This is a genomic window from Agromyces protaetiae, from assembly GCF_030866785.1.
Taxonomy (GTDB): Bacteria; Actinomycetota; Actinomycetes; order Actinomycetales; family Microbacteriaceae; genus Agromyces; species Agromyces silvae.
This window is the reverse complement of record NZ_CP133018.1, coordinates 602,601-619,506: the sequence shown is the minus strand read 5'-3', so window position 1 is coordinate 619,506 and position 16,906 is coordinate 602,601. Positions and strand designations below refer to the sequence as shown.

At 70.9% G+C, this 16,906-nt stretch carries 12 protein-coding genes and 1 tRNA gene; 5 read left to right on the top strand and 8 right to left on the bottom strand.

Annotated elements, in window-relative coordinates; translation table 11 throughout:
* Positions 1 to 25 precede the first annotated feature (25 nt).
* Positions 26 to 1,798, top strand: coding sequence for a glycoside hydrolase family 13 protein (locus QU602_RS02855; RefSeq protein WP_308798653.1), 1,773 nt, complete (start codon positions 26 to 28; stop codon positions 1,796 to 1,798).
* 118 nt (positions 1,799 to 1,916) lie between these two features.
* Positions 1,917 to 4,889: an RHS repeat domain-containing protein gene (locus tag QU602_RS02850; protein ID WP_308798652.1), complete on the top strand. Its 2,973-nt coding sequence runs from the start codon at positions 1,917 to 1,919 to the stop codon at positions 4,887 to 4,889.
* A gap of 37 nt (positions 4,890 to 4,926) precedes the next feature.
* On the opposite strand, the gene QU602_RS02845 is transcribed toward QU602_RS02850, so the two are convergent.
* The 3 genes from QU602_RS02845 to QU602_RS02835 all read right to left on the bottom strand — a co-directional run bounded on the left by QU602_RS02845 (position 4,927) and on the right by QU602_RS02835 (position 7,507).
* Positions 4,927 to 6,111: a peptidoglycan DD-metalloendopeptidase family protein gene (locus QU602_RS02845; RefSeq protein WP_308798651.1), complete on the bottom strand. Its 1,185-nt coding sequence runs from the start codon at positions 6,109 to 6,111 to the stop codon at positions 4,927 to 4,929.
* 180 nt (positions 6,112 to 6,291) lie between these two features.
* Entirely contained in the window at positions 6,292 to 7,122 is an 831-nt protein-coding gene (locus QU602_RS02840; RefSeq protein ID WP_308798650.1) for an inositol monophosphatase family protein, read from the bottom strand.
* A 303-nt stretch (positions 7,123 to 7,425) separates the two neighbouring features.
* Positions 7,426 to 7,507, bottom strand: a tRNA-Tyr gene (locus QU602_RS02835).
* 123 nt (positions 7,508 to 7,630) lie between these two features.
* Between QU602_RS02835 and QU602_RS02830 the strand changes: the two genes are divergently transcribed.
* From QU602_RS02830 to QU602_RS02820, 3 genes are read left to right on the top strand one after another with little or no spacing between them, the layout of a single operon-like run.
* Complete coding sequence (locus tag QU602_RS02830) at positions 7,631 to 9,343, top strand: glycoside hydrolase family 13 protein (protein WP_308798649.1); 1,713 nt, start codon at positions 7,631 to 7,633, stop codon at positions 9,341 to 9,343.
* A 5-nt stretch (positions 9,344 to 9,348) separates the two neighbouring features.
* Positions 9,349 to 9,837, top strand: coding sequence for a YajQ family cyclic di-GMP-binding protein (locus QU602_RS02825; RefSeq protein ID WP_308798647.1), 489 nt, complete (start codon positions 9,349 to 9,351; stop codon positions 9,835 to 9,837).
* A gap of 46 nt (positions 9,838 to 9,883) precedes the next feature.
* Entirely contained in the window at positions 9,884 to 10,834 is a 951-nt protein-coding gene (locus QU602_RS02820; RefSeq protein ID WP_308798646.1) for an NUDIX domain-containing protein, read from the top strand.
* 218 nt (positions 10,835 to 11,052) lie between these two features.
* Here QU602_RS02820 and QU602_RS02815 read toward each other — a convergent pair whose 3' ends face one another.
* The 5 genes from QU602_RS02815 to QU602_RS02795 all read right to left on the bottom strand — a co-directional run bounded on the left by QU602_RS02815 (position 11,053) and on the right by QU602_RS02795 (position 16,871).
* Entirely contained in the window at positions 11,053 to 12,015 is a 963-nt protein-coding gene (locus QU602_RS02815; protein ID WP_308798645.1) for a type IV toxin-antitoxin system AbiEi family antitoxin domain-containing protein, read from the bottom strand.
* Positions 12,016 to 12,326: 311 nt separating this feature from the next.
* Positions 12,327 to 13,331 (bottom strand): alpha/beta hydrolase, encoded by a 1,005-nt coding sequence (locus QU602_RS02810; RefSeq protein WP_308798644.1) that lies wholly within the window; start codon positions 13,329 to 13,331, stop codon positions 12,327 to 12,329.
* Between the two features lie 57 nt (positions 13,332 to 13,388).
* Positions 13,389 to 14,300 (bottom strand): prepilin peptidase, encoded by a 912-nt coding sequence (locus QU602_RS02805; RefSeq protein ID WP_308798643.1) that lies wholly within the window; start codon positions 14,298 to 14,300, stop codon positions 13,389 to 13,391.
* A 70-nt stretch (positions 14,301 to 14,370) separates the two neighbouring features.
* Positions 14,371 to 15,750: an FAD-dependent oxidoreductase gene (locus tag QU602_RS02800; protein ID WP_308798642.1), complete on the bottom strand. Its 1,380-nt coding sequence runs from the start codon at positions 15,748 to 15,750 to the stop codon at positions 14,371 to 14,373.
* Positions 15,750 to 16,871, bottom strand: coding sequence for a polyprenyl synthetase family protein (locus QU602_RS02795; RefSeq protein ID WP_308798641.1), 1,122 nt, complete (start codon positions 16,869 to 16,871; stop codon positions 15,750 to 15,752). Before QU602_RS02795 ends, QU602_RS02800 begins: the two co-directional genes overlap by 1 nt.
* Positions 16,872 to 16,906 lie beyond the last annotated feature (35 nt).

Genomic DNA, 16,906 nt, shown 5'->3' with positions numbered 1-16,906 from the left:
GGCGGGGTGTCCTAGGGTTTTCGGCATGGCTTCGGAATGGTGGCGTACGGCTGTGATCTATCAGATCTATCCTCGTTCGTTCGCGGATGCGAACGGGGATGGTATGGGTGATCTGGCGGGGGTCACGTCGCGGCTGGCTGAGCTTGAGGTGTTGGGGGTCGATGCGATCTGGTTGTCGCCGTTCTTCACGTCGCCGCAGCGGGACGCGGGCTATGACGTGGCTGACTACTGCGATGTGGACCCGCGGTTCGGGAGCCTGGCCGATTTCGATGTCATGCTGCGGGCGGCGCATGCCCGGGGCATCCGGGTGATCATCGATCTGGTGCCGAATCATTCGTCGGATCGGCATGTCTGGTTCCAGGCCGCGCTCGCGGCGGGGCGGGGCAGTGCTGAGCGGGCCAGGTATCTGTTCCGTGATGGCCGGGGTGTGGCTGGTGAGCTGCCGCCGAACGATTGGCAGTCCGTGTTCGGCGGTCCCGCGTGGACCCGCGTCGTCGAGGCCGACGGTGAGCCGGGTCAGTGGTATCTGCACCTGTTCGACAGCTCGCAGCCTGATTTCGACTGGTCGAACGAGCAGGTGCGTGCGGAGTTCCGCCGGGTGCTGCGGTTCTGGCTCGATCGGGGTGTCGACGGCTTCCGGGTCGACGTCGCGCACGGGCTCGTGAAGGCTGAGGGGCTGCCGGACTGGACCCCGCCGGAGGCGGGCGGCAGCATGGGCGGCGCATCGCACTCCACGATCGGCAACTCCACGGTCGGCGACTCGACGGTCGGCGACTCGACGGTCGGTGACTCGACGGTCGGCGACTCGACGGTCGGTGTCGCGCTCGAGCCGGGCATCAGCGACGACGCCGGTGATGGTGCGCCGTACTGGGCGCAGGAGGGTGTGCACGAGATCTACCGCGACTGGCGGCGTCTGCTCGAGGAGTACCCGGGCGAGCGGATCCTCGCCGCCGAGGCCTGGGTGGACCCGTTGTCGAAGGTCGCCGCGTGGGTGCGGCCCGACGAGATGCACCAGGCGTTCAACTTCGCCTACCTCGAGACACCCTGGGACGCGGGCGCGCTGCGGCGCGTGATCGACGACTCGATCGCCGCGTTCGCCGCGGTCGGCGCCCCGTCGACCTGGGTGCTGTCCAACCACGACGTGGTGCGCCACGCGACCCGCCTCGCGCTCACCGAGGAGAACCCGCAAGGCCACGGTGTGGGACCGGCGACGCCCGGCATCGGCGACCCCGCCGTGGGCCTGCGCCGCGCCCGCGCCGCGACCACGCTCATGCTCGCCCTGCCCGGCTCGGCCTACCTCTACCAGGGCGAAGAGCTCGGGCTGCCCGAAGTCATCGACCTGCCCGACGACGCCCGCGAAGACCCCACCTGGTTCCGCACCGGCGGCGAACGCTACGGCCGCGACGGCTGCCGCGTCCCGATCCCCTGGGAAGCGGGCGCCCCCTCCTACGGGTTCGGCACGACGGATGCCTCGTGGCTGCCACAACCGGCAACCTGGGCGCACCTCGCACGCGACCGGCAGCACGGCGACCCCGACTCCACACTCACGCTCTACCAGAACGCACTGCGCCTCCGGCGCGAGCACACCCTCCCCGACGGCCACCTCGAATGGTCGCCCGGCTTCCCCGACGAGATCATCGCGTTCACCAACCACGACGTGACCATCCTCGCGAACCTCAGCACCTCCCCCATCCCCCTGCCCACCGGCGAACTGCTCCTCGCATCAGGACCCGTCGACCACGGCGAACTCCCACCCGACACGACCGTCTGGCTACGCACCGGGTCGACCCAGAGCTGAACGACCGGGGCCGAACGGCACGCCCGGTCACCGTGACGGCACGTACGGTTCACCTCGATGTCAGACGGTCTTGATATACCAATGTCATGCACACGAGACCGTCGGCCAGACGAACGCGATGAGCCCGAATTCGGATTCACCGGCGCGGTCACGTGTGCTCCTGTGTGCGGCCGCCCTCATCCTGACGATCGCCTTCGTCGCCGAGGCGATCTCGCCGTCCTGGGCGGCGACCGACGCCCCCACCGCGATCGCGTCGGCGCTCGTCGACGACGTCTCACTCGGCGGCGAGGTCACCGGCCGCATCGACGAGCGGTCCGGTGCGCTCACCGTCGAGGTGCCGCTCGGCGGCCTGACCCTGCGCTGGGACTCGCGAATGGCGTCGACCGACCGCGCCGAGCTCGGGCCGGGCTGGGACTGGGCCGGGCTCGGGCACGTCGACGTGCGCGGCGGCGTGCGTGCCTTCCCGCCGGCGGGCGGCGTCTATGAGGCGGCCGCCTCGTCGCCGACCGGGCTGCTCGACTACACGATCGCCGACGTGCACTTCAGTCAGGCCGCCGGCACGTTGCCCGCGCGCGACGACGCGCTGGTCGGGCCGCGCCCGTACGGGTTCACGCTGAGCGAGCTGGGCGGCACGACGACCTCCTTCGACGACTCGGGCAACCCGCTCGCCCGGGCCGACCCCTTCGGCAACCGCACCGACTGGGCGTGGACACCCGGCACGCATCTCCTGGAGCGCAGCATCGATCCGGTCGGCGTGGTGTCGCGCGTCGACCGCTCGGACCCAGGCGTGCTCACGGTGACGACGTCGGTGGGCGGCGCCGTCGGCGCGACGTCCGAGATCGAACTCGACGGCGGCCGCGTCTCGGCGGTGCGCGACGCCGTCGGCGCGCGCACCACGTTCGGCTACGCGCGCGACGGCCGGCTCACCCGCGTCCTCGCACCCTCGGGCGCGGTGACCGACGTCAGCTGGCAGCGCGCGCCCGATGGCACGGTCGCGGTCGACCTGGTGCGGGTGGCGGATGCCTCGTCGGGCGAGGTCGTGACGTCGAGGCAGTGGCGCGCGATCGCGGGGTCGGCGAGCGGCTGGCCGATCGCACAGGACACCCGCGAGGCATCCGGGCCGGTGGGCGCGTCCTTGCCCCGGTACACGACGCACCTCGGCGACGGCACGACCGGCGTGGAGTCCTCCTACTCGCCGACGCACCTGCTCGTCGAACGTGAGGTCGGCACTGGGGGGCCATCGGGCCGCACGCGGCTGAGCCGGCACACCTTCGGCTACCCGATCGACCCCGACATCGGCGACGTCCCCGGTCGGTTCAGCCGCCCGACCGAGGCGACCACGACCTGGTTCTCCGAGTCGGGAGCCGAGCGATCCGTCGCCGAGCGGCATGAGTACGACGAGCAGGGCCGGGTCACCGGCACGACCGACGTCGCCGAGGCGACGACGTCGTTCGCGTATGACGACGCGGGCCGCGTCACCGAGGTCGTGCAACGCGGCGCCGACGGGGCCGAGCTCGCGCGGGCACGCTCCGCGTACGACCCGTTCGGCCGGGTGACCACGCTGACACGCGGCAACGGGGTCGTCACGACGTTCGCGTACACGAGCGCGGGTCAGGCGTCGCGCGAGCACACGACGGATGCCTCGGGCACGACGCTGGCCGATCGCAGCTACGTGTACGACCCGCGCGGCAACCTGGTGGTCGCCGCCGACGGCACGCGGTACACGTACAACGCCGCCAACCGGGTGGTGCACGAGGCCTCGCCCGAGGGTCGCGCGATCGCGACCGCATACTGGGCCGACGGTCGGCGTGCCGAGCTGTCGACCCCCGAGCAGTCGGTGCCCGAGCTCTCGGTCCGCGAGCCGGAGAGGGGCGCATCCGCCGTCACCCGGTTCTACTGGGACGGCGCGACGCTGCTGAACGACGTGCACACGCGAGGGGGCGACGGCGCTGCTGCGGACGAGCAGGCGGTGAGCTATCTGATGGGCGCGGGTCGTCTCGCGCGTACGGTGACCGGCGGCGTCGGCGCAGGCCCCGGCACCTCGTACACGATCCACGACCGACACGGCAACATCACGGCGCTCACCGACGCCGGCGGGGCGGTCGTCGAGCGCTACGAGTACGACGACTACGGCGTGACGTCGGTCGTACGCCCCGAGACGCCGACGCCGGCACCGTTCGCCTGGCAGGTCGGCGATGCGACGGCGAACCCGTTCGCGTACGCCGGCGAGTACACCGACCCCACCGGCACCCAGTACCTGCAGGCGCGCACGTACGACCCGGCGATCAAGGCGTTCACCACCGCTGACACCGAGCCCCTGCACAACCGGTACGCCTTCGCCGATCTGAACCCCATCATGCGCGTCGACCCGACCGGTCGCTCGTCGGATCTCGATTGGGGTGACATCATGCAGGATTCGAGGGTCAAGATCGTGAACACGGTCCTCGCGGTCCTGCTCACGATCATGGGATTCGTGGGGATGAACGGGCTGTTCAACGGGGCAACGCTGAGCTACATCGTGGGCTTCTGGGGCGGGCTCGCGAGCTCTCTGGTGCAGGCGGCCGGCACGGCGATGCTCACCATCGACACCATCAACTCGCTGGTCGACCGTCCGTTCTTCGACCCCGAGACCGCTGGCAAGGTGCAGTTCTCGGGCAACGTCGTGAGCACCATCGGCGCGATCGGCTCGAGCATCTTCAAACTCGTGCGGAAACGCGGTACGAACCAGAATCGGGCGAAAGAGAAGAAGCTGCAGGAGGAGAATGCTCAGCTCATCGAGGAGAAGGCGAACCTGACGAAGTCGAACGCGAAACTGAGCGCCGACCATGAGACCATGACGCAGGAACGCGACAAACTCACTGCGGCGCTCCGAGCAATCGATCCGAACCATCCGCTGCTGCCGAAGCCGCCCGGAGCGCCAGGACCGGGCGCGCCGGACGCGATGGTCCCGCCGCAACCAGTGGTTCCGCCCACGTATGCCGCCACGTCACGCATCGTGCGGACACCGAACGATCCCTTACCGACGATGAGTCGTCACGAGCTGGATGGCATCCCCGTCGGAGCGTGGGAAGCAGGGATTCCCGGGTCGTGACCCGACCCGGGCGGTCCTCAGTCCACGCGGACGGTCGTCAGTTGGTATTCGCGTACAGCCACTCGAGCGGGTCGGTCTTCGTGCCGTTGATACCGCCGAGCCGGATCTCGAAGTGCAGGTGGGGGCCCGTCGACATGCCCGTCGAACCGGTCGTGCCGAGCACGTCGCCGACCTTCACCGCATCGCCCACCTCGAAGCGGCGCGAGTCGTACTGCATGTGCGCGTAGACGCTCGTGATGGTCTCGCCGTCGATGACGTGATCGATCATGGTGACCACGCCGAGCGAGCCGCCCGCGTCGGTCGAGTTCGACACGACGCCGTCGGCGATCGCCTGGATCTCAGCACCGAGGCCCGGGTTGAAGTCCTGCCCGCCGTGATTGCTGGAGCAGCCCGCGCAGCTGCGATAGCCGAACCGGTCGCCGATGTGCACGCCCACCGCGAACGGCCACTGGATGGTGCCCGACGGGTTGTTGGTGAAGGTCGCCTCGGCGCGGATGCCCGCCGCGCGTGCGTACTCCTCGATGGTCTGGTGCTGGTACCCCTCGCGTTCGACCGTCGGCGAGGCGATGACGTCACCGTCGACCTCGACCCGCTGACCCGGATCGTTCAATGTGACCGCCTCGGACGCGAGCGACATCGCCTGCACATCGGAGGGCGTCAGCAGCGACAGCGCGGGCACCGAGGTCGCGAGCGCCATGCCCGCAGCGAAGCCCATGGCCACGATCGCGCGCATCGCGCGGCGGCCGCCGCGGCGCGGCGAGACCGCACCCGGGTCGCCGGCCGGTGCGGCGGAGGTGTGCGCATCGACCGCCCCCCTGGCGCGGCGACCGGATGTCTCGGCGCGCACGTCGTCGGTGTCGCGGGCGCGTCGCCCGGGGGCCTCGCCCGCGCGGCGTTCGCGACGCGACGACACGACCGCGGGCTCGAGCATGACGATTTGCTCCGGGGCGACGGGGACCTCGGGAACCGGCGTCGCCGAGGCCGGCTCGGTCGAGACCGGCGCGGATTCGACGATCGCCATCACGGGGGTCGTCGAGATGGCCGGCTCCGCAATGCCCGTGCTCCCGGTCTCCGGCCGGCCGTCGAACGCAGCTGATGCAGCAGCGGCCGCCTCGGCAGCCTCACGCTCACGGCGCTCGCGGCGCGTCAGGGGTTGCTCGGACCGCAGGGGAGCAGTCGTGCCTGGCGTTGAACCGTCGGGCACGAGGGGGGACTCGGGCACGTAGGGGAGCCTTCGCGTTGGGGGTGGATCGGACGGGGAGGTGATCATCGCGCCAGAACGCCTCGAAAGACGTAACGCCGAGATAACGGATTGGTAAAGCGTACCCTGCGACCTCCATCATCGCCATCGAAGCTGGGGATCTGCGCCGCCACCAGGTGATGTGGCGACGGAATCCGTCGCTCAGGCCGGCACACCGGCGTCGCGGAGCGCCGCCGCGACGTCCTCGTGCACGCTCGGCACGGCCGCGAGCAGGAACTCGTGACTCTCGTGCCCGCCGCCCGGTCCGGTGATCACGGCGCCCGCCTCGCGCGCGATGAGCGCTCCCGCCGCATGGTCCCACGCGTTCAGGCCGATCTCGTAGAACGCGTCGAGTCGCCCCGCAGCGACCGAGCACAGGTCGAGCGACGCCGCACCGATTCGGCGGATGTCGCGCACGCGGGGCAGCAGGCTGGTGAGCACCTCGGCCTGGGCCCGCCGTCGCTCAGCGGCGTACGAGAAGCCCGTGCCGACGAGCGCCTGGTCGAGCGAGACATGCTCGACGACCTCGAGCGCGCGCCCGCCCAGCCTGGCGCCACCGCCGGCGCTGGCCTCGAAAAGTTCCCCGGTGACCGGGTTCACCACGACGCCCGCCAGGGCGGTCCACGAGCCCGGCGTGGGAGGCCCGGCGACCACGGCGATGCTCACGGCCCAGGCCGGGATGCCGTAGAGGAAGTTGACCGTGCCGTCGATCGGATCCACGATCCAGTCGAGCCCGCTCGTCCCGATGTGCGTCGCCTCCTCCTCGCCGAGGATGCCGTCGTCGGGCCGGGCCTCGAGGATCAGCCGGCGGATCAGCGCCTCGGTGTCGCGATCGACGGCGGTCACGATGTCGGTCGGCGTGGACTTCGTCGCCGCGATCTCGACGCCGGCGCGCCGGGCCTCGAGCGCGAAGCTTCCTGCGCTGACCGCGATGTCGCGGGCGATGACGAGGAGTTCGGCGGGCGAGGGCGCGGATGCGTCGGGGATGGTCATGCCCTCAACGCTACGCGCCGCGCCGACGTCACCTGAACTGGGGGCGGGTCAATCCATCGCGATGAGACGAGAGTAGGGTAACGGCCCGAACCCGAATCGGGCCGCCGGAGCCGGTCCTCGCGACCGGTGGTGGCCCCGACCACCATCAGCTCCGTGTCGCTCGTGGTCAACCCCTCCACGCGCGGACGCCCCGCCCCGGTTCCCCGACGGGAGGCGGGGCGTCACCCTCGGGACCGGCCACCCGGGCCACGCCCCCGTGCGCCCGCAACACGAAACGCCCCGGCCGATGGCGGAGGCGTTCAGTGGCGAGTGAGGGATTCGAACCCCCGAATGCAATGCAGTCTGATTTACAGTCAGATCCCTTTGGCCGCTTGGGTAACTCGCCGTGTGCGCCCGACCACGTTCTGCACACAACCGGGAGCGACACAAGGATACCGGCCCGCTCCCGAACGGCGAAATCCGCGATGGCACCCTCCCGGGCCCGCCCGAACCCGCGAAGAATGGGGCAATGACCGAGCACGAGGCATCCGTCGACGCATCCGTCATCTCCGACGATCCCGACTGGTGGCGCCAGGCCGCCGTCTACCAGATCTACCCACGCAGCTTCGCCGACAGTGACGGCGACGGCATCGGCGATCTGCGCGGCATCACGAGCCGCGTACCGTACCTGCGTGAGCTCGGCGTCGACGCCGTCTGGCTCTCGCCGTTCTATCCGTCGGCGCTCGCCGACGGCGGGTACGACGTCGACGACTACCGCGACGTCGATCCCCGGCTGGGGACGCTCGACGACTTCGACGAGATGGTGGCCGCGCTGCACCGCGCGGGGATCCGGATCATCACCGACATCGTGCCGAACCACTCGTCGAACCGGCACGAGTGGTTCCGCGAGGCGCTCGCGGCCGGCCCGGGCAGCCCCGAGCGTGACCGGTACGTGTTCCGCGACGGCCACGGCCCGCACCTCGACCAGCCACCGAGCGACTGGGAGTCCATGTTCGGCGGCTCGGCGTGGGAGCCGACCGACGACGGCCAGTTCTACCTGCACCTGTTCGCGCCCGAGCAGCCCGACTTCAACTGGCATCACCCCGACGTTCGGGCCGACTTCCTGAAGACGCTCCGGTTCTGGAGCGACCGCGGCGTCGACGGCTTCCGCGTCGACGTCGCGCACGCGCTCGCGAAAGACCTCAGCCATCCGCTGCCCACCCATGCCGAGCTCGAGGCCACCCGCCTCGTGACCGACGGCTCGCACCCGCTCTGGGATCGCGAAGAGCTGGACGAGATCTACGCCGAGTGGCGCGCCGTCTTCAACGAGTACGACCCGCCGCGCATCGCGGTCGCCGAGGCCTGGGTGGCGCCCAGCCGCCGCCACCGGTACGCCGCGGAGACGAGCCTCGGGCAGGCGTTCAACTTCGACCTGCTGCGCGACGACTTCGACGCCGGCGACTTCCGTCGGACGATCGCCGACAATCTCGTCTTCGCCCGCGAGAGCGGCTCATCGAACACCTGGGTGTTCTCGAACCACGACGTCGTGCGCCATGCGACACGCTACGGCCTGCCCGACGATCAGGGGCAGGACGGCGCGGTCGGCCGCGCCTGGGTGCTCTCAGGGGGCCAGACGCCGCCGCTCGACCGGGATCGCGGGGTCCGGCGAGCGCGGGCCGCGACCCTCCTCATGCTCGCGCTGCCCGGCTGCGCCTACCTCTACCAGGGCGAGGAGCTCGGGCTGCACGAGGTCGCGGAGATCCCCGACGATGCGCGGCAGGATCCGACCTTCTTCCGCAGCCCGGGCGTCGATCGCGGCCGCGACGGATGCCGCGTGCCATTGCCGTGGGTCGCGGATGCGCCGGCGTTCGGCTTCGGTCCGGCGGATGCCTCGTACCTCCCCCAGCCCGAATGGTTCCGGGAGCACGCGGTCGACGTCGAGGCATCCGACCCCGACTCGACCCTCTCGCTCTACCGGCGCGCGCTCGCGCTGCGGCGCGAGCTGCAGGCTGCCGAGACGCTGACCTGGGCCGAGCACGGCGACGACCCCGAGGTGCTCGCCTTCGACCGCCCGGGTGGATGGCGCGTGGTGACGAACTTCCGGCCGCGCCCGGTGCCGATGCCGGCGGGCGACGTGCTCGTCGCGAGCGGCCCGCTCGACGAGGCATCCGACTCGCCCGGCGCACGAGAGCTGCCCGGCGAGACGACCGTCTGGCTGCGCGTGGCACCCTCGGTAGACTGACCCGCATGGCAGATTCGACGTTCGACATCGTCAGCAAGGTCGACAAGATGGAGGCCGACAACGCCGTCAACCAGGCCCGCAAAGAGATCGAGCAGCGCTACGACTTCAAGGGCGTCGGCGCATCGGTCGAGTGGAGCGGTGAGAAGATCCTGCTCAAGGCGAGCACCGAGGAGCGCGTCACCGCCGTGCTCGACGTCGTGCAGTCGAAGTTCATCAAGCGGGGCATCTCGCTGAAGAGCCTCGACGCGGGCGAGCCGTACGCCTCGGGCAAGGAGTTCCGCGTCGAGGTCGGTCTGAAGAACGGCATCGACCAGGAGCACGCGAAGAAGATCGGCAAGCTGATCCGCGACGAGGCGCCCAAGTCGGTCAAATCGCAGATCCAGGGCGACGAGCTGCGCGTCTCGTCCAAGAGTCGCGACGACCTGCAGGAGACGATGCGCCTCCTCAAGGGCGCCGACCTCGACGTCGACCTGCAGTTCGTCAACTTCCGCTGAGCGGTTCGGCTCGGCCATGACGGGGGCGGGCGCCGAAGGCGAGCGGATGCCTCCGGCGGGCGCCGGAGACGCCGCGCGCAGAGGGCAGCCGGGCGCCTCGGGTGAGCGGGCGCCTCAGGCGGGCGCCTGGGAACCGGCCGCCGATCTCGGGGTCGATACGCATGACGCGACGGGCGCAGCCGACGCGCGCGCCTCGGCCGGCGCAGCCGACCCACGCGGCACCACCGACGACACATCCGACCCACGCGGCACCACCGACGCATCCGACACACGGGTCACCGGTGGCGCAGCCGACTCACCCAACAGTGACGACGCAGCCGACCGACCCCACACCGGACAGCCGGGCGTCGACGTACCCGACCGGCGCGGGCGCACGGGCCTCGATCGCGTCGGTCGCGACCTCGACCGGAACCCGCGGGTCGTCGTGCGTGACGTGCGCGTGCTCACCTCGAACTGGTTCGTGACGCGTGCGACGACGTTCGACTTCCGGCACGCCGACGGCACGTGGTCGACGGAGGAGCGCGAAACCTACGACCGCGGCGACGGCGCGACGATCCTGCTCTACGACACCGCCGCGCGGACCGTGCTCCTCACCCGGCAGTTCCGGTATCCGGCGTATGTGAACGAGCACCCCGACGGCATGCTGATCGAGACCGCAGCCGGGCTGCTCGACGCCGACGATGCCGAGACGGCGATCCGCCGTGAGGCCGAGGAGGAGATCGGCGCGCCGGTCGGTGACGTCGAGCGCGTGTTCGACGTGTACATGAGCCCCGGGTCGATCACTGAGCGCCTGCACTTCTTCGCCGCGCCGTACCGCCACGGCGACATCGCGCACGGTTCGCGCGCGGGACTCGCCGAGGAGGGCGAGGACATCGAGGTGCTCGAGCTCGACTTCGACGACGCCCTCGCCCGTATCGGCGTCGACATCGTCGACGCCAAGACCATCATGCTGCTGCAGTGGGCCGCACTCCGCGGCCCCTTCGCCCCGCGCGCCTGACTTCGGACCGCGGGGCGGCCGACCGCGACATCCGTCCCAGTCCGCCCATCGGACACGATCCGTCCCCCCACGACCGCATCGCCGCAGGTGGACGAACCTCAACGCCGCGCAAAGTGGGATGGCGACGGAAGGATGTGTTGGAACGCCCGCAGGGGCGACTTCCATCCCACTTTCCGACTTCCGTGCGATTCATCGACGAGCGCACTCCGCTCCGCGGCTCAGAGCACGGAGACCGGGCGGACGCGAGGGATGCGCATGGCGTCGAGACGATGCAGCACCGGCTCGACGGCCCGGCGGTCGGTCCAATCCCAGCGGTCGAACGCTCGGACGCGTCGTCGGATCGCGTTTTCGCGATCCTTCTCGGCGATCACGGTGTCCGCGGACTCGCGCACGCTCGCACGTCGATACTTCCCCCGGCCGTCGGCCTCGGCCGCAGCATCCGCCTCGGACCAGTAGAAATCGAGCCGGGCGACCACTCCCATCTCGGGGAGCGCAATCGGATGTTGCAGCGCGGGTTGCGCGTACCCGTAGTGTTCGAACAGTAATCTGCTGTCAGTCTCGAGCGGGCTATCGGATTGGTCGGTCGCGCGTTCGAGCACGGCATCCATCCGTCGGCAGCCGCGGTAGGGCCGGCGCTGCTCGTGCACTGCTCGCAGACGCTCGATCGTGGTCATCGCGGGACGATCCCGGGAATACCTCGGCGCGCGCAGCGCCGCATCCGTCGCCGCGAGCACATCGCGAAGGGACGCCAGACGCGCGAGCTGGATCAGCGTGACCTCGATCGACGTCGTCAGCACGCCCTCGACGAACACCGGTCTCTCGTCGCCGAGGCGACCGACCTGCACCAATCCGGATCGACGCCCTCCGTGCGCGGTCGCCGACGCGACGTACACCGAGGTCGGCCACCGTGAGATGAGCGGCAGACCGAGCACCGCCGCGGCGGAATACGCCGTGAACACCGGTCTCTCAAGGGTCAGGGCCGCTGCTTTGACCAGATCAGCGTGACGTTGCGCTCCGAATTGCCGCGGGTCGCCCGTGTTCGCCGGCCGGTACACGCCTCGGCGAACGCGGACGAGTTCGCCGCGCCGCACCGATGTCCGCAGCGCCTCGACAAGCCCGACAGCGACGGCGTCGCGCCAGAGCACGAAGCCGTGGGGACCTGGATGAAGTCGAGAATCCATGTACGTCACCCTGGACCCGTCGGGTGGTCGCGCTGCGGCGACGAACCCAGTTTGTGCAGTGATGGCACTGCGCCCGCACTGTGAGGGAACGCTCACATCCGCCTGTCGGCGATCAGCCCCCTTGCGCGTTGGAACTCGAAAAGTGGGTTCGCGTTCGCCCCTGCAGGCCTTCGAACCCATGATCCGACCGCGGACACACTTTCCGCAGCGTTGATGCGGGCGGGGCCAGCGGCACCGACGGGGCCAGCGGAACGGGCGGGCTCAGCCGGGCGGGGCCAGGCGGGGTGGGCGGGGCGGGGCACGGGGGCGGGTCAGCGGCGCGGGGCGTAGCCGCCGAGCCACCTCGTGATCGCGGCGTAGGCCGCCGTGCGGGCGGGCTCGCGCGAGAGCACGACGTCGTGCAGGGCGCCGTCGACTCGCGCGACGGTGACGTCTGGGCCCAGGTTCAGCGCGCGCTGGGCGATCTCGTCGACCACGAGCACGATGTCGCTCGAACGCATGGCCTCGCTCCACTGCGTCGCGATCGTCGACCGTGCCGACAGCACGGTCAGCACGGGCGCCCCCACGTCGATGCCCGCCGCGACGGTCGCGTGCCCCGCGAGGATGGCCGTCAGCCAGGCCGGATGCGCCGTGAATCCGCGATCCGGCCGCCAGGCGTGGTCGTAGTCCCATTCCCCGCCCTGTGCGCGGTCGATCGACCTCGCGTAGAACCCGAGGTCGACGTTCGGCAGCGGCCCCTGCGGATTCACCCGCGCACCCCATCCGATGACCGGCGCAAGCGCCTGTCGGCCGACCCGGCTGAGCTGGAACTCCAGCCACGGGCTGTTGAGCACGAGCGCGGCCGCGCGGCCCGGGTGTCGAGCCGCCCAGAGCGACAGCGTGAGTCCGCCGGTCGAGTGCCCCATGAGCACCAGGCGTCGGGCGGATGCTCCGCGCTCAGCCCCGTGCCCCATGGCCTGCAGGGCCGCGTGGAGGTCTTCGTCGTACGCGGCCAGGTCGGTCACGTATCCGGGCGTCTGCCAGGGCCGGATGCTCCGGCCGTACTTCCGCAGATCGAGCGCGAAGAACCGGGCGCCGAGTCCCGCCCAGTACGCCGCGAGCTCAGGGTTGAAGAAGTAGTCGCTCCAGCCGTGCACGTAGAGCACGTCGGCGCCCTCGAGCGGCGCCTCCTCGAACCACCGCCCCAGCCGCCACGGCGGCCGATGCCGGACGAGCGTCGCGACGACCGCGCCCTCGTCGTCGTCGCGGAGCGGCAAGGTGAGCTGCTCGAATCGCGGCCCCAGCACGTCGGGGCGCCACTCGTGCTGCTCGGCCACGGCCCGCGCCCTCCCTCGGTCGGTGTCGCCCAGCCTACCGACCACCCATGAACGGCCCTATGCGACGAGCAGGACCGACAGCAGGGCACCGGCGAGCATGGAGGGGCCGAACGGGATCGAGGTCCGTAACGTCACTCGTCGGAGGGCGAGGGCGATGATCGCCACGCTGCCGCCCAACACGAACGCGGCCAGGAGCCCGATCAGCCACGCGTCGAACCCGAACCAGCCGAGCACCAGGCCGATGAGTCCGGCGAGCTTCACATCACCCATGCCCATCGCGGCCGGCGACGCCAACGCGACGAGCAGGTAGGTCACGAACATCGCCGCCCCGCCGAGCACCGCCCACAGCAGCGCAGCCCACGCCCCCGATGCCATCGCCGCGGCCGTGAGCAGCACCGCGACGACGACGAACGCCGGACCCGTGACCCGGTTCGGCAGCCGCCGCTCCCGCAGATCGACCAATGCGAGCACCGTCGCCGCCGCCAGGAACACGAGAACCGCCGGCACCACCGGCGAGAGACCGAGGCGCCACACGGCCAGGCCCCAGACACAGGCCGTGACGGCCCCGGCGGTCGCCCGCACCGCAGGCCGCGTCACCGCGACCGCCCGCGCGCGCAGGCACACCTCGGCGACGGCTCCGGTCGCAGCCCGCCCGCCCGCCGCCGGTCCGGTCGCCGCCCGCCCACCCGCCTCGGCACCACCGGCGACCACCGCCGCCGCCCGCCCGCCCGTCGATCCGGCCGGTCCGGCCGGTCTGGCCGGTGCAGCCGGAGTCACCGCCACCCGCGGCCGGCCGACGACGTCCGCATCGGTCGATCCGTCACCGGGCGACGAGGCCACGCCCGGCACCGCGACGCCGGCCAGGGAGTGCTGCGCCCAGGCCGCGAGCGGCCACCACCCGAGCACGCCGCCGAGCATGGCCGCGACCACGACGGCGAGCAGATGCGTGAACCCGGGCTCGAGTGGCATCCACGGAGCGTAGCGCTCACGCGCCCCGAGGCATCCGTCTCAGCACATCTGTGGAAAACCCGCGCGGCCCTCAGACCTCGCCGCGCGAGATCTCGATCATGTCCTCGCGCGGGACGACCTTGATCCGGGTGCGCCCTTCGCCCTCGCCGAGCGCCATCTCGTGTTCGTCGAGGCGGTGCCATCCGTCGAGGTCGGTCCAGCGGATGCCTCGCGACTCGAGCAGTTCGACGACCGAGTCCTCCGAGGGCGACTCGGGGTTCCACCAGTTGCCGAGGTCGTTGATCAGGTGGCGGATCGTCTCCATCGCGTCGGACTTGGTGTGGCCGATGAGGCCGATCGGGCCGCGCTTGATCCAGCCGGTCGCATACACGCCGTACATCTGGCGGGTGTCGCCCGTCTCCTTGTCACGGACCATCACCTGGCCCTCGTGATTCGGGATCACCCCGAACTTCTTGTCGAACGGGATTCCCGGGAGCGGCGAACCGAAGTACCCGACGGCCCGGTACACGGCCTGCACGGGGATCTCGCGGATCTCCCCGGTGCCGGTCACCCCGCCTTCACCATCAGGTGCGGTGCGCTCATACCTGAACGCGCCGACGCGCCCCGAGCCGTCGTCGACGAGCTCGAGCGGCTTGGCGAAGAAGTGCAGGTGCAGCCGGCGCGACGCCTGGCCGGTCTCGCGCTGGCGCCACTGGTTCAGCACCTTGTCGATGACGAACACCTGCTTGTTGCCCGCGACCGCGGCCTTCGCCTGCTCGTCGTAGTCGAAGTCCTCATCGTGCAGGATCATGTCGACGTCGCGCAGCTCACCGAGCTCGCGCAGCTCGAGCGGCGTGAACTTCACCGAGGTCGGCCCCCGCCGGCCGAACACGTGGACGTCGGTCACGGGCGACGCCTTGAGCCCCTCGTACACGTTCGCAGGGATCTCGGTCGGCAGCAGGTCGTCGGCGTGCTTCGCGAGCATGCGCGCGGCGTCGAGGGCGACGTTGCCGTTGCCGATGACCGCGACCGACGACGCATCGAGCGGCCACTCGCGCGGGTAGTCGGGGTGGCCGTCGTACCAGCTGACGAAGTCCGCCGCGCCGTACGAGCCCTCGAGCTCGATGCCGGGCACGCGCAGGTCGGCGTCGTGCACGGCGCCGGTCGCGAAGATGACGGCGTTGTAGTGCTTCTTCAGGTCGTCGAGCGTGAGGTCCTCGCCGAAGCGGACGTTGCCGAAGATGCGGATGTCGCCGCGGTCGAGCACCTCGCGCAGCGCGGTGATGATGCCCTTGATGCGCGGGTGGTCGGGCGCGACGCCGTAGCGCACGAGTCCGTACGGCGCGGGCAGGTGGTCGAACAGGTCGATCGACACGTCGAAGTTCCGCTCGGCCTTCAGCAGGATGTCGGCGGCGTAGATGCCCGCCGGTCCGGCGCCGACGATGGCCAGGCGCAGTTTGTTCCTCGTCACTAGCTTGATCTCTCCACGATGGTGTCGGCGAAGCGCGTGAGCGCCTTCTTCACAGGTCCGTCGGGCACCGGCGACAGCGCGTCGACCGCGTCGCGGGCCCATCGGTGCGCCTCGGCGAGCGTCGCGCGGGTGGCGTCGTGCTCGCGCAGCTCCGCGACGAGCGCATCGACCATCGCCGGTGAGGGCACGATGCGGGATGCCTGGGTATTGGTGTCGTACGGGTCACCCAGCGAGTCGGGGTCCGCGGGCATCACGTCGCGCTCGATGCGCTCGAGCAGCTTCGCCGACGAGGCATCCGCCTCGGCCATCTCGCGCAACCGCAGCAGCGGCAGCGTGACGACGCCCGCACGCAGATCGGTGCCGGGAACCTTGCCGGTCTCGGCGGGCTTCGGCGACAGGTCGATGACGTCGTCGATGAGCTGGAACGCGACGCCGATCTTCTCGCCGAACGCGACGATCGGCGCCTGGAACGCCGGGTCGGCGTTCGAGAAGACGATGCCCGACTGCGCGGCCGCGGCGATGAGCGAACCGGTCTTGTCGGCGAGCACCTGGATGTAGTGCGGGATCGGGTCCTCGCCGTTCTGCGGCCCCACGGTCTCGTGCAGTTGGCCGAGCACGAGACGCTCGAAGGTGTCGGCCTGCAGCCGGATGGCGCGCTCGCCGAGCCGCGCCATGAGCTGGCTCGCACGCGCGAACAGCAGGTCGCCCGTGAGGATCGCGACCGAGTTGCCCCACACGGTCTGCGCGCTCGGCACCCCGCGGCGGCGCTCGGACTCGTCCATGACGTCGTCGTGGTACAGGCTCGCGAGGTGGGTGATCTCGATGGCCTCTGCGGCCGTGACGACCTCGTCGGTCACGCCGTCGCCGAGTTGCGCGGTGAGCAGCGTGAGCATCGGTCGCACGCGCTTGCCACCCGCGTCGAGCAGGTAGCGAGCGGATGTCCCGGCGATCGGATCGGCGAAACTGACCTCGCGCGCCAACCCCGCTTCGACCCGGTCGAGCCCGGCGTCGATCGCCTTCGCCATCGCACGGTCGGCCGCGGAGGCGAAGACCCGCTCGCTGAGCCCGAGATTGGCAGCGAGCGAGGAGCCGCGACGCGCGACCGGAAGGCTCGGATTCACACCGACCAGCCTACCGGGGCGCCCGGTGGCCGACC

What these genes read in the sequence shown, in the direction of transcription:
- QU602_RS02855 (WP_308798653.1), top strand. Translation starts at nt 26, where the DNA reads ATGGCTTCGGAATGGTGGCGTACGGCTGTGATCTATCAGATCTATCCT.
- QU602_RS02850 (WP_308798652.1), top strand. Translation starts at nt 1,917, where the DNA reads ATGAGCCCGAATTCGGATTCACCGGCGCGGTCACGTGTGCTCCTGTGT.
- QU602_RS02840 (WP_308798650.1), bottom strand. Translation starts at nt 7,122, where the DNA reads ATGACCATCCCCGACGCATCCGCGCCCTCGCCCGCCGAACTCCTCGTC.
- QU602_RS02830 (WP_308798649.1), top strand. Translation starts at nt 7,631, where the DNA reads ATGACCGAGCACGAGGCATCCGTCGACGCATCCGTCATCTCCGACGAT.
- QU602_RS02825 (WP_308798647.1), top strand. Translation starts at nt 9,349, where the DNA reads ATGGCAGATTCGACGTTCGACATCGTCAGCAAGGTCGACAAGATGGAG.
- QU602_RS02820 (WP_308798646.1), top strand. Translation starts at nt 9,884, where the DNA reads ATGCCTCCGGCGGGCGCCGGAGACGCCGCGCGCAGAGGGCAGCCGGGC.
- QU602_RS02815 (WP_308798645.1), bottom strand. Translation starts at nt 12,015, where the DNA reads ATGGATTCTCGACTTCATCCAGGTCCCCACGGCTTCGTGCTCTGGCGC.
- QU602_RS02805 (WP_308798643.1), bottom strand. Translation starts at nt 14,300, where the DNA reads ATGCCACTCGAGCCCGGGTTCACGCATCTGCTCGCCGTCGTGGTCGCG.